This is a genomic window from Gordonia sp. CPCC 205333 (assembly GCF_048537885.1).
GTDB lineage: Bacteria > Actinomycetota > Actinomycetes > Mycobacteriales > Mycobacteriaceae > Gordonia.
Window position 1 is genome coordinate 112,810 of sequence record NZ_JBCLVI010000005.1, and the last position, 12,834, is coordinate 125,643.

Annotated in this window: 10 protein-coding genes; 4 read left to right on the forward strand and 6 right to left on the reverse strand. The window is 63.0% G+C overall.

Annotation, left to right across the window (positions count from 1 at the left end):
- Positions 1-47 precede the first annotated feature (47 nt).
- From AAFP29_RS18420 to AAFP29_RS18445, 6 genes are read right to left on the reverse strand one after another with little or no spacing between them, the layout of a single operon-like run.
- A complete protein-coding gene (locus AAFP29_RS18420) occupies positions 48-635 on the reverse strand; it encodes a DUF2567 domain-containing protein (protein ID WP_419218866.1) in 588 nt (195 codons plus the stop codon).
- On the reverse strand, positions 632-886 hold the full coding sequence (locus AAFP29_RS18425; RefSeq protein ID WP_419218867.1) for a hypothetical protein: 255 nt from the start codon (positions 884-886) through the stop codon (positions 632-634). Before AAFP29_RS18425 ends, AAFP29_RS18420 begins: the two co-directional genes overlap by 4 nt.
- Before the next feature lie 42 nt (positions 887-928).
- Positions 929-1,978 carry a biotin synthase BioB gene (bioB, locus tag AAFP29_RS18430; protein WP_419218868.1) on the reverse strand — a complete coding sequence of 350 codons (1,050 nt, stop codon included), beginning with the start codon at positions 1,976-1,978 and terminating at the stop codon, positions 929-931.
- Entirely contained in the window at positions 1,975-2,718 is a 744-nt protein-coding gene (bioD, locus tag AAFP29_RS18435) for a dethiobiotin synthase (RefSeq protein ID WP_419218869.1), read from the reverse strand. Before bioD ends, bioB begins: the two co-directional genes overlap by 4 nt.
- A complete protein-coding gene (locus AAFP29_RS18440) occupies positions 2,715-3,890 on the reverse strand; it encodes an 8-amino-7-oxononanoate synthase (RefSeq protein ID WP_419218870.1) in 1,176 nt (391 codons plus the stop codon). Before AAFP29_RS18440 ends, bioD begins: the two co-directional genes overlap by 4 nt.
- Entirely contained in the window at positions 3,887-5,212 is a 1,326-nt protein-coding gene (locus tag AAFP29_RS18445) for an adenosylmethionine--8-amino-7-oxononanoate transaminase (RefSeq protein ID WP_419218871.1), read from the reverse strand. Before AAFP29_RS18445 ends, AAFP29_RS18440 begins: the two co-directional genes overlap by 4 nt.
- Positions 5,213-5,296: 84 nt before the next feature.
- On the opposite strand from AAFP29_RS18445, the gene AAFP29_RS18450 reads away from it, so the two are divergent.
- The 4 genes from AAFP29_RS18450 (at position 5,297) to treY (ending at position 12,831) form a co-directional block, all read left to right on the forward strand.
- Entirely contained in the window at positions 5,297-5,878 is a 582-nt protein-coding gene (locus AAFP29_RS18450; protein ID WP_419218872.1) for a TetR family transcriptional regulator, read from the forward strand.
- 102 nt (positions 5,879-5,980) lie between these two features.
- Positions 5,981-8,146: an acyltransferase family protein gene (locus AAFP29_RS18455; protein WP_419218873.1), complete on the forward strand. Its 2,166-nt coding sequence runs from the start codon at positions 5,981-5,983 to the stop codon at positions 8,144-8,146.
- 100 nt (positions 8,147-8,246) lie between these two features.
- Positions 8,247-10,451 carry a glycogen debranching protein GlgX gene (gene glgX / locus AAFP29_RS18460; RefSeq protein ID WP_419218874.1) on the forward strand — a complete coding sequence of 735 codons (2,205 nt, stop codon included), beginning with the start codon at positions 8,247-8,249 and terminating at the stop codon, positions 10,449-10,451.
- Positions 10,441-12,831 (forward strand): malto-oligosyltrehalose synthase, encoded by a 2,391-nt coding sequence (treY, locus tag AAFP29_RS18465; protein ID WP_419218875.1) that lies wholly within the window; start codon positions 10,441-10,443, stop codon positions 12,829-12,831. The genes glgX and treY overlap by 11 nt, the downstream gene beginning before the upstream one ends.
- Positions 12,832-12,834: the final 3 nt, after the last annotated feature.

Consider the following 12,834-nt stretch of genomic DNA (forward strand, 5'->3'; position numbering starts at 1 on the left):
AATCGTCGGGAAAGACACGAGTAGTTGGCTACTCAGTTCGATTCGAGTTACGCCGGAGCGGGCGTCGACGTCGGCTCCCCGGCCGAAACGACGCTGGTCCCTAAATCGGGACTGCGGCTCATCAGCACCGCGCACAGGTACACGAAGGTCGCCAGCAATGGTGCGATCACCAACAACAAACCGGGCGCGCTCACCGCACCTGGCACCTCCGCATTGAGCCAGATGTTGGGTGCGACGCCGAATGTGTCGCCTGGGTGCAGGCCCGCGCGGTCGGATAACCGCAGATCGAGTACCCAGGTGCCCAGCGCGATAGCGAACCCACCCGCGACTACCGCCCCGACGATCGCAACGATTGCTCCCACCGGACCTCGCCATGACCGCGCTCCCCACCAGCAGACCAGTCCGACAATGACTCCGACGCCGAGCATCAGCATCGAGAACACTCCGATGCCGTCGAAATAGTGGTCGATCTGTGCCCCGGGCACCACGGCGGTCCCGTCGCCCAGAACCCGCGCCTGCGGCGTCGGCGTGAGAAATGCCCACGCGATGCCGACGAGCACGCCGAGTACCGCAGCACCGAGGAGAACTCGCACCAGTTCGGCGCGCCGCACCGATGGTGTCGCCGCGTCGGTCATCGCTGGTACAGCTCTATCGAGTCAATCTCACCGTGACGGGAACACCGTGCCCGCCACCCGTCAGGCCGCACTTGCACGACCATTCGACGCCCGCATTGGCCACAGAACCTCGGCGGTTCCAGCCCCAGTTTGGCGGTCGTCGGAATGGCGTCGGCACTCTCTAATTCAATCTCGATGCCGGTGTAGATGCCGAACCGGTGCGGTTGCGCCAACGGTCCGGGCACCGTCACTTCGGTGTTCGTGGGAGCCATTGGCGTCCTTTCTTCCGCTAAATCTAGATACTGGCGCTAAATCTAGATACTGGAGTTGAACGCTTTGATCGGCATCGACAGATCAACCAACAGGTCCAGATCCGCCTCGGCTGGCCGGCCGAGAGTCGTCAGGTAGTTGCCGACGATGACGGCGTTGATGCCGCCGAGAATGCCTTGCTTCGCGCCCAGATCTCCCAGCGTAATCTCCCGGCCACCGGCGAACCGCAGGATGGTGCGCGGAAGGGCAAGGCGGAAGGCAGCGACGGCTTTGAGGGCTTCGGCTGCGGGCAGCACCTCGAGATCACCGAAAGGTGTTCCCGGACGCGGATTGAGGAAGTTCAGCGGAACCTCGTCGGGCTCAAGTGCGGCGAGGTCGGCGGCGAATTCCGCACGCTGCTCCAACGTTTCACCCATGCCGAGGATGCCGCCGCAGCATACTTCCATGCCTGCTTCGCGGACCATCCGCAACGTATCGAACCGCTCCTCCCACGTATGTGTGGTGACAACGTTGGTGAAATGCGATTTCGCCGTCTCCAAGTTGTGGTTGTAGCGGTGCACACCCATACCTTTGAGTTGATCGACCTGCTCCTGGTTCAGCATGCCCAGGCTGCACGCGATCTGAATGTCGACCTCGTTGCGGATAGCTTCGATACCCGCGGCGACCTGACTCAGCAGCCGCTTGTCCGGGCCTCGTACCGCGGCAACAATGCAGAACTCCGTCGCGCCGGATTTCGCGGTCTGCTTCGCCGCCTCCACCAGGGACGGGATGTCGATCCACGCGCTACGCACTGGCGACTCGAAAAGCCCTGACTGCGAGCAGAAGTGGCAATCCTCCGGGCATCCGCCGGTCTTCAGCGAGATGATCCCCTCGACCTCGACCTCGGGACCGTTCCACTTCATCCGGACGTCGTGGGCCAGTGCCAGCAGTTCGGTGAGCCGATCATCGGACAGTTGCAGAACGGCCAGCGTCTGCTCTTGGCTGAGTCCTTCGCCGCGCTCCAAAACCTGCTCACGCGCGATAGTCAAGATGTCGCCGGGATCGGTTACAGCGGAGGCGATTTCGACATTGGGGTCGACGGGGGCCTGGGTCACGTGAGTACTCCTTGATCGGTGCTGTGAACAGTAGTGAGTTGGCTGAGATTGACAGGGCTGGGAAACGGGTCGCCGAACCAGTCGGGCGCTCGTGCGGTGAACTCCGCACGAGCCAGGTCGCCGACGCCCGCCGGGATCATCCCGACGATCGGTACGCCGGTCACGGCCGGTAGGTCATCGAGGTTGCACAACATCGCCAAATCCGGTGTGTCGGGCCAGGATCCGACGATTAGTCCGGCGGGACGCAGGCCGCGAGCGCGGATAGCCTCGACCGTCAGTTCGGCATGGTTGAGCGCGCCAAGGCCCGGATCTACGACGATCAGTACGGATGCGTCGTGATCGGCGGCGATGTCCAGCACGGTGTATTCGGGAGCAAGGCGAACCAGGACGCCGCCTGCGCCTTCGACCAAGACAATGTCGTGGTCGGCGACCAGGCGCGAGACGGCCGAGGTCACCGTGGCGCGATCCAGGTACGGAGCCCGCGCCCGTCGCGCCGCGGTATCAGGAGCAAGTGGATCTGGATACCGTGCGCATTCCGTCGTTGTGAGCGGCCCGGCCAATCTGCTCACTTCGGCCAGATCGCCGGGTTCCCCCGGTGCGATGCCAGTCTGGGCCGGCTTGCAGACGGCGACGTCGGATCCGCCGGCGGTGAAGGACGCGGCCAGCGCTGCGGTGACAATGGTCTTTCCGACGTCGGTTGAGGTTCCGGTGATAACGAAGGTACCGGTGACCCGGGTCATGATGACATCACCTGCGCCCGAACATGATTCACCACAGCCGCGACATGATCAATGGTCTGCTCGTCGAGGTCGGCGCGGGCGGTGAGCCGTAGCCGCGAGGTGCCCTGCGGAACCGACGGCGGCCGGAAACAGCCGACGAGAACTCCTTCTGCCCGGCAGCCGGCGGCGATCGCCACCGCTCGATGCGGATCACCGATGATGAGCGAAACGACCGCTGCCGCCGGTTCGTCGCCGCCGCAGCGAGCGGCAAGTCGGGCCGCGTTCACCCGCAGTCGTTGGGGCAGATCGGGGTTCGCACGCAGGATGCCGAGTGCGGCATGTGCCGCCCCGACCGCGGCCGGATTGAGTCCGGTATCGAAGATGAACGGCCGGGCCCGGTCGATCAGGTGGTCGCGGACCAACTGCGACGCCAGCACAACGCCACCCTGAGCGCCAAGAGATTTCGACATCACGGTGGTGACGATCAGTCCGGGCGCACCGGACAGGCCCAACTCGGCTACCAGGCCGCGACCACCGGGCCCGCGCACCCCCAGAGCGTGCGCCTCGTCAACGAGCAGTGCGGCACCCGCGCCGCTCGCGGTCGCATACAACTCGGCGACCGGAGCGGGTTCACCGTCGATACTGTAGACCGAGTCCGTGACGACAAGGGCACGACGAAAAGGGTTGGTGCGCAACGCCTGCGCTACGCCTTCTACATCGCCTCGACCGACGACGACGACGTGCGCGCGGGATAACCGGCAGCCGTCGATCAACGACGCATGCGTCCCGGTATCGCTGACGATCAGGTCGCCGCGTCCGACGAGTGCGGTGATCGCGCCGACGTTAGCGAGATAGCCGGACGAAAAGCACAGCGCCGCAGGCCAACCCAGAAAATCGGCGATTTCGTTTTCGAAATCGAGATGTGCGGCGGTGGTGCCGACGACGAGTCGCGATGCAGTCGCTCCGGCACCGAAATCCGCTACTGCCCGCTGCGCCCCCGCGATCACATCGGGATGTCCGGACAATCCGAGGTAGTCGTTCGACGCCAGGTTGAGATCCTGTGAATCCGCTTGGCGGACAAGTAATTCGCGGTGTAGCCCGGCGGCGGCGCGGACCGCGGCGTCGTCAGTCAGCCAGGCGAGCGGGTCAGCGACGACCCGCGCCGCCGGTGGGGTGGATATTGCGCTGCTCATCTGCTGACCTCCGTCGCCCCCGACGTAACCATCCCCACGCCCTCGACGCCGGTCCCGGCCGATACGGCAGCCCCAACCGCAGCCCGCACGCCCACGCAGATCGCGGCGATGTCGGCGTCGGTGGATACGAACGGCGGCATCACATAGACGAGGTCACGGAAGGGCCGCAGCCACACTCCCGAGTCGACCGCGGCTCGCGTCGCTACGGCCATGTCGACGGGAGCTTCAAGCTGGACCACACCGATGGCACCCAATACCCGGACATCGGCGACACCCGGTAGGGCGATAAGCGATTCGAGTCCATTACGCAAACCACCGGAGATCTCCGCGACGCGCTCACGCCAGGGCGACGCCAGCAGGAGTTCGATGGAAGCGACCGCGACCGCACAGGCGAGTGGATTACCCATGAACGTCGGTCCGTGCATGAGCCCGCCGGCCTCACCGTCGCTGATTACCCTGGCGACTCGATCGGTACACAGGGTGGCGGCAAGTGTCAGGTAGCCGCCGGTGAGGGCTTTGCCGACACACATGATGTCGGGGGTGACGCCGACATGATCGGCGGCGAACAGCTCCCCGGTGCGACCGAATCCGGTGGCAATCTCGTCGAAGATCAGCAGCACACCGTGTTCGTCGCAGATCCGGCGTAACTCAATCAGGTATCGCGGGTCGTGAAACCGCATCCCCCCGGCCCCCTGGACGATCGGTTCGACGATGATGGCGGCCAATTCGTCGCGATGAGCGGTAACCGCGGCATCGAGTTCTGCCACGTAGGCGACGTCGAAGTCGACAGGCGGCGGCGAGACGAAGACTTGCTTAGCGAGTACGTCGGTCCAGAGCGAATGCATGCCGCCCTCGGGATCGCACACGCTCATCGGGGCGAACGTGTCACCGTGGTAGCCGCCGCGCCAGGTCAGCAGTTTGGTGCGGCGCTTGTCCACCGAGCGTTGGTACTGCAGCGCCATCTTGATGGCGACCTCGACCGACACCGACCCCGAATCGCAGAGGAAGACTTTATCCAGACCGGACGGTGTGATCGCGACGAGCAATTCGGCGAGCCGGGCGGCCGGTTCGTGGGTAAGCCCGCCGAACATGACGTGGCTCATCTTGCCGAGTTGTTCGGTGGCGGCGGCATTGAGTATGGGGTGGCGATAGCCGTGAATGGCAGCCCACCACGAACTCATTCCGTCGATCAGTTGAGTACCGTCGTCGAGGGTGAGTCGGACGCCGCGCGCTTCGCGAACTATCAGCGGAGCCGAGTCGGCGGGCATCGCTCCGTACGGATGCCAGATGTGAGCAGCGTCAATGGATGCGATGTCGGTCATCGAAAATCACATCCTGTCGCAGTTACGAACTCTGTCACCTGTACGCCGTACAGGTGCTGTACACCGTACAGGTACACTCACATGGTGGCCAACTCCCGCCGCGACGTCCTCGATGCCGCTCGCGCTCTCCTGAACCGTACGAGTCTCGGCGACCTATCCATGCGTCGGCTGGCGACCGAGCTCGGCGTGCGTCCGAATGCTCTGTACTGGCACTTTCCCAATAAACAAACGTTGCTCGCCGCGCTCGGCGACGACATCTTGTCCTCGATCGCCGCGCCCGACGCGTCGTCGGCCTGGGATGAGCAGCTCACCGAACTGGCCGCCGCATTGCGCGAGACGCTGCTATCGGTGACCGACAGCGCCGAATTGGTCTCATCGAGCTGGGCCAGTGGACTGTCGGCGATGGCGGTTGCCGACCAATTGCGCACGGTCGCGTCGTCGGGCGGCCTCACCGACGCCGACGCGCACGCGGTCACCACCGCGATCTGCCAACTCGCGATCGGTTTGACTATCGAAGAGCAGACCCGCATTCAGATGGAACGGCTCGGCGTCGCCGAACCGTCTGGTCGAGCCTTTTCGGGTGAGTTCGATGCCGCGCTGCGGGTAGTGGTGGACGGTGCCCGGCATCGCGCAACTGTCGGGGCAGCGGCGGTTTCGACTGCGTAGGCCGGGGCGGGGCGAATCGGTTTTGCCGACCGTTCAAGGTAGATTGACCAACCGATCGACATAGCCCCGGCACAACCAACACCGCAGAGGAGTTTGCCCGTTTTGGCTGCCCCGACCCAGACAAAACCGGCCGAACCAACGTCGGTTCAGACCAGCTACCGGACAGACCTGGACGGATTGCGCGGTGTCGCAATCATGTTGGTCGCGTGTTTCCACATCTGGTTCGGTCGGGTCTCCGGTGGCGTCGATGTCTTCCTGACCCTGTCTGGCTACTTCTTCATCGGCTCGCTATTGCGGCACGCGATCACAAGCCAGTCGGACGTCATCTCGTTCGGGCATACCGTCAATCCGTGGCCGCGCCTCAAACGACTGTTGCGTCGGCTACTCCCCGCCTTGTTCACCGTGCTGATCGCGGTCTCGATCGCGACCGTTCTGTTCATGCCGCAGACCCGCTGGGTGAATATCGGCCGTGAAGTGATCGCGAGCGGGTTCTATTACCAGAACTGGTATTTGGCCTTCAATTCGCAGGACTATCTCGCCGCGAGTTCCGCAAACAGTCCGCTGCAGCACATCTGGTCGATGTCGGTTCAGGGTCAATTCTTTGTCGTGACGATGCTGCTCGCACTCGCGTTCGCCGGGATAATCAAACTCGTCGCACTGCGCTGGCCCGTCGTCGGCGACCGCAAGGTCGTCACCGCGTTAGTTGCCACCGCTGTGCTCGGCTTGGCCGCAATTTCCTTCTACTGGGCGCATATGCGGATGGGCGTCAACCAGCAGTGGAATTACTACGACACCTTTTCGCGCGCCTGGGAGCCGCTGGCCGGTGGCTTGCTCGCGATCTGGATGCCGCGGTGGCGCGCGCCGCTTTGGTTGCGCAATGCCGTCGGCATCGTGGCGCTGGCACTGATCGTGTCGTCTGGCTGGCTGATCGTCGGCGTGCAGCAATACCCCGGCCCCCTGGCGTTGGTGCCCGTCGGCGCGACGTTGATGCTGATCTGGTCCGGCGCTCGGATCGAGGACCGTACCGGCGGCGATATGCCGCAAGCGGACGTCAATCAGCTGCTGGCGACTAAGCAGGCGGTGTGGCTCGGCACCGTCGCCTATTCGCTCTACCTGATTCATTGGCCGCTGCTGATCTTCTATCTCCACTGGCGTGAAAAAGACCACGCCAATTTCTTCGAAGGCACCGGACTGCTCATCGTGTCGACGACGCTCGCGTGGCTCGTCAAACGGTATATCGAAGATCCGTTACGCGGCGGCGGGCGTTCGAAACTCGCGTCCAGACACGCACAGCCACGCCTGGTCTCCTACACCGCGGTCGTGACCAGCATCCTCGTCCTCGCATCGCTCGGCACCGGGGTGGCCATCAAACTGTGGGAACGTCACGTCTCGACCATCGTCGTCGACACCAAGTCGCTCGATCCCGCGCTGTACCCAGGCGGCCGCGCACTGCTCGACAAGACGATCAAGGTACCCAACGTCGATCCGCAGCCCTCACCGCTGGAAGTCGTCAGAGACTTCCCCGAGACGTCGACCGACGGCTTCATGAGCGATTTCGAAGACGACGGTATACACGTCGGCGTCTACGGCGACCCCAACGCAACCAAAACCATTGCGCTCGCTGGTGGTTCACACGCCGAGATGTGGATTACCGCCCTCGACGCGCTCGGCAAACGTAACCACTTCAAGGTCACCACCTACCTGAAAATGGGCTGCCCGCTGTCGACCGAGCTCGTACCCAAACAGCGCGGTGTCCCCTACCCGCAATGCCACCAGTGGGTGCAGCAGGTGATGAAACGGGTGATCGCCGACAAACCCGACGCCGTCTTCACCAATTCGACCCGCCCGAAGGACAAGGGGCCCGGCGACTGGACCCCAGACACCTATCTCCCGATCTTCGATCAGTTCATCCGCAATGGAATCGAGGTGCTTGGCATCCGCGACACCCCGTGGCCGCGCAATGCCCAGGGCATTATCGACACGCCCGCATGCCTGGCCGGTGGAGGCAATGCGGAATCCTGCGGAAGCAACCGTCGAGTCCAACTCAACGCCATCGACCCGACGATCGAGGCGGCCAGGACTCGCCCGATGCTGCACCCATTGGACCTGTCCAACGGTGTGTGTGGACCCGACCTGTGCCCAGCCATCGCCGGCAACATCATCGTGTACAAGGACCTCCACCACCTCAGCGCCACCTATGTGCGCAGCCTCACCGACGAACTCGGACGACAAATGGCACTGACCCTCCCCTGGACCGGCGGAAAGTAGCGATCAACTCCAGGTCGTTATGCCGTGGCGGACAACACAGTCGCCGGGTGACACACCACCGCACCCGACGGTTGTCGGCCCGTCCAACTAATGTCGTCATATGCACAATGCGGCGAACGTCTCCCTGAACGATTCGGTGCAGGACAACCAAATCCAGCGCTGGCCTGGCTCTGCATACCCGTTGGGTGCCAGCTACGACGGCGCGGGCACCAATTTCTCGGTGTTCTCCGAAGTCGCCACCAGAGTCGAGTTATGCCTGATAGCCGACGACGGCAGCGAGACTCGCATCAAACTCGGCGAAGTCGACGGTTATTGCTGGCACGCGTACCTACCCGGAATCGAACCCGGCCAGAAATACGGCTACCGCGTCCACGGGCCGTTCGATCCCTCTTCCGGACACCGCTGTGATCCGTCCAAACTGTTACTCGATCCGTACGGCAAGGCTTTTCACGGCACCTTCGACACCGGCGATGCGAGCCTGTTCTCGACCAGCCAGGAACTCGCGGAGACCGGGACGGTCGATGATCTGATCGGTGCCGATTCGTTGGGCCACACCATGCTGTCGGTCGTCATCAATCCGTATTTCGACTGGCAGAACGATCGATCGCCGCGTCGGCCATATCACGAGACGATCATTTACGAGGCGCATGTCAAAGGAATGACCGCCGCTCACCCCGACGTACCCGAAGACCTGCGTGGCACCTACGCCGGGCTCGCCCACCCGGCCATCATCGACCACTTGAAATCACTCGGCATCACCGCGATCGAGTTGATGCCCGTCCATCAATTCCTGCAAGACTTCGTCCTGCTCGATCAGGGATTGCGAAATTACTGGGGCTACAACACATTCGGCTACCTCGCACCCCATGACGAGTACACCTCGCGACGCGATCAACCGAGTTCCGCGGTCACCGAATTCAAGGCGATGGTCCGCGCCTTCCACGCCGAAGGTATCGAAGTGATCCTCGACGTCGTCTACAACCACACCGCCGAAGGTAATCATCGGGGCCCGACGATCAGCTTCCGCGGTATCGACAATGCCGCGTATTACCGTCTGTCAGAAGACAATCCAGCCCTCTACACCGACTACACCGGGACCGGGAACAGTCTCAACGGACGTCACCCGCACACATTGCAGCTCATCATGGATTCGCTGCGGTACTGGGTCACCGAAATGCATGTCGACGGTTTTCGCTTCGACCTGGCCTCGACACTCGCGCGGGAATTACACGACGTCGATCGATTGTCAGCCTTCTTCGATTTGGTACAGCAGGACCCAATCGTCAGTCAGGTCAAGTTGATCGCCGAACCGTGGGACGTCGGCGAGGGCGGCTACCAAGTCGGCAATTTCCCATCGCTGTGGACCGAGTGGAACGGCAAGTACCGCGACACGGTGCGCGACTACTGGCGCGGCGAGCCGGCCACTCTCGGCGAGTTCGCCTCCCGGCTCACCGGATCGTCGGATCTCTATGCCTCGACCGGTCGACGTCCGCTGGCTTCGATCAACTTCGTTACCGCACATGACGGCTTCACCCTCGCAGATCTGGTGTCCTACAACGAGAAACACAATGAGGCCAACGGCGAGGACAACCGGGACGGCGAGAGTCACAACCGGTCGTGGAACTGTGGCGTCGAAGGACCGACTGACGACGCCGGCATCCTGGCGCTACGCGCACGTCAGCAACGCAACATATTGACCACTCTACTGCTCTCCCAGGGCACTCCGATGATCGCTCACGGTGACGAGTTCGGCCGCACCCAAGCGGGCAATAACAACGTGTACTGCCAGGACTCCCCACTGGCTTGGATGGATTGGTCACTGGCACAAAGCAATTCCGATCTGCTTGAGTTCACCCAGCGCATCATTGCGCTTCGCACCGACCATCCGGTCTTTCGGCGCCGACGCTTCTTCAAGGGACGTCCCATCCGCTGGGGCGAGCAGAACCTCGACATCGCCTGGCTGACACCGGCGGGGGCGGAGATGACTGCGGCGGACTGGGATTCGGGTTTCGGGAAATCACTCGCCGTATTCCTCAACGGCGAGGGTATCGCCGAGCCGGATCTTCGCGGCGAGAAGGTTGTCGACGACACGTTCCTGATTTGTTTCAACGCACACGACGGCGCCATTGATTTCTCAATGCCATCGGCACGCTACGGCGACAGATGGATCGGCGTGCTCGACACCTCTGATGCCACCGGAGCCAGTACTGTGACGGTGGATGCCGGTGGGCAACTGTCGGTCGGAGCACGAAGTGTCGTCGTGCTGGGTAGGCAAGAAAGGGCACCGGAGAGTGATGGTCACTGATACGCCGACGTCGGGCAACCGTGTGGTGACACCGGTCGCGACATATCGGATTCAGCTGACTCCAGACTTCGGATTCGCCGACGTCATCACCATCTTGCCCAGCCTATCCGACCTCGGTATCTCACACCTCTATTTGTCGCCGATCGCCGCGGCGACCGCCGGATCCCAGCACGGCTACGACTGGGTGCCGACAATTGCGCCCCATTCCGACGGTGTTGCCACTCCCCAAGTCGCCGATGTTCTGGGCGGTATAGATGGCCTGCGCGCGTTGACCAAGGCCGCCCGCAAACGCCGAATGGGCATCATCATCGATATCGTGCCCAACCACATGGGTATCGCCGATCCGGCACAGAATCCGTGGTGGACAGACGTTCTGCGGTATGGGCAGGAATCGACCTACGCCGACTACTTCGACCTCGACTTCTCACCGCACAACGGTGCGCAAGGCAAGATCGCGCTGCCGGTGCTCGCATCCGATGGCGATCTCAGCCCACTGCGCGTCGATGACACCGGCAATCTCGTCTACCACGACAAGGTGTTTCCCATCGCCCCCGGCACATCCGACGACGACGCGATCGCCGTGCACGGCGCGCAGCATTATCGGCTCGTCCCGCATGACAGTGGACTCATCGGCTACCGGCGATTCTTCGCGGTGAATGAACTCGCCGGCTTACGACAAGAGAATCCCGAGGTCTACTACGCCACCCATCAGTGGATCATCGACCTGCACCATGACGGGCTGATCGACGGAGTGCGGGTCGACCATCCCGATGGGCTGACCAATCCCATCGAGTATTTACATCAACTGCGAGCCGACCTCGGGCCCTCAGCGCTGATCTTCGTCGAAAAGGTCCTCGCTCGGACCGAAGAGCTCGACTCGTGGCTGCCGGTCGACGGTACGACCGGATACGACCAGCTCCGTATCGTCGATGCCGTATTCGCTTCCGAAGCCGGGCTGGTCGAGCTGACCGAGTTACACGAGATGTTCACCGGCGAAACCGGCGATGCGCAATGGCTCCACGACGCCGGCGTCGCGCTCAAGAAGCACACCCTCGCGCATACCTTCCGCGCCGAGCACGCCAGATTGGTTCGCGCCATCCGCGCCGCCGGACCCGATCTCGGATTGTCCGCCGGACCGATATTCGAGGCAACTGGTGAATTGATCTCCACCTCGCTGTTCTACCGCGAGGACTATCCCGGCTTGTTGCCGTATTACGCCAGCAACCTGGCATCGCTCGCGACCATCCGTCCGGAACTGGCCACCGCCATCACCGTCATCGCCGACGCGACCGCGTCGCCCGGCGAGTCCACCGCACGGCTCGCACAAACCACCGGCGCCGTGACGGCGAAGAGCGTCGAAGACTGCCTGTTCTACCGAACCGCGCGACTCGTTTCCGCCCAGGAGGTCGGCTGCGACCCCGGCTACGCGACCCTGACACTGACCGAGTTCCACGAACTCAACGCCCGCCGGCTGCGCACCTGGCCCACGACGATGTCGGCATCGAGCACCCATGACACCAAACGCGGCGAGGATGTACGTGCGCGTATTCGAATGCTGTCACAGATCCCGCAACGCTGGATGGGTACTGTCATCGACATCAATCGGCGCCACGCGCCGCCGGACGCGTTGACCGCATTGTTCTTGTTACAGAACATCTTTGGCATCTGGCCCGACGATGGACAACCAACCCCACAGTGGTTCCTGCGGATTCACGCCTACGCGACCAAAGCGATGCGCGAGGGCGGTCTGCATACGTCGTGGACCACGGTGAACACCGATTTCGAGGATGCGATGGCGGCCTGGATCGATGATGCCACGACCGGCGACTCCGCCGGCGCCCTCACCACGCTCGCCAACGAGGTGGATGCACATTGGCGCGCAGAAGCGTTGGCGCATAAGGCAATCACCTTGCTCACCCCCGGAATTCCGGATATCTACCAGGGCACCCAATGGTGGGAGGACTCGCTGGTCGATCCCGACAACCGTCGCCCGGTGGACTATTCGCAATCGGCGAAACATCCAAAGTCCGCTCTGATCACGGCCGCACTCGCACTGCGCGGCGCACATCCCGACGCCTTCGGCGCCGACTCGACCTACGTCCCGCTAATCGCCGACGGTCCCGGCGGGGACCGGATCATCGCCTTCGGTCGGGGTATCGCGGGCTCATTCTTACCCGACGTCGTGCTGGTCACTGCACGCTTCACACATAGCTTCGGCGACGACGCGCGGTCGGCGACGACTCTGGTTCTGCCCGAGGGTGATTGGGTCGATGCGATGTCGCGTTCCAGGTTCTCCGGCGCCCCGACGATCGGTGATCTACTCGGCGCCGGACCGGTTGCATTGCTGACTCGCAAACAGTCCCGGTCACGACGCAAATAGCTC

Bases quoted from the DNA above. Each gene is read 5' to 3' on its own strand.
- AAFP29_RS18420 (WP_419218866.1), bottom strand. From the start codon at position 635: ATGACCGACGCGGCGACACCATCGGTGCGGCGCGCCGAACTGGTGCGA.
- AAFP29_RS18425 (WP_419218867.1), bottom strand. From the start codon at position 886: ATGGCTCCCACGAACACCGAAGTGACGGTGCCCGGACCGTTGGCGCAA.
- bioD (WP_419218869.1), bottom strand. From the start codon at position 2,718: ATGACCCGGGTCACCGGTACCTTCGTTATCACCGGAACCTCAACCGAC.
- AAFP29_RS18440 (WP_419218870.1), bottom strand. From the start codon at position 3,890: ATGAGCAGCGCAATATCCACCCCACCGGCGGCGCGGGTCGTCGCTGAC.
- AAFP29_RS18445 (WP_419218871.1), bottom strand. From the start codon at position 5,212: ATGACCGACATCGCATCCATTGACGCTGCTCACATCTGGCATCCGTAC.
- glgX (WP_419218874.1), top strand. From the start codon at position 8,247: ATGCACAATGCGGCGAACGTCTCCCTGAACGATTCGGTGCAGGACAAC.
- treY (WP_419218875.1), top strand. From the start codon at position 10,441: ATGGTCACTGATACGCCGACGTCGGGCAACCGTGTGGTGACACCGGTC.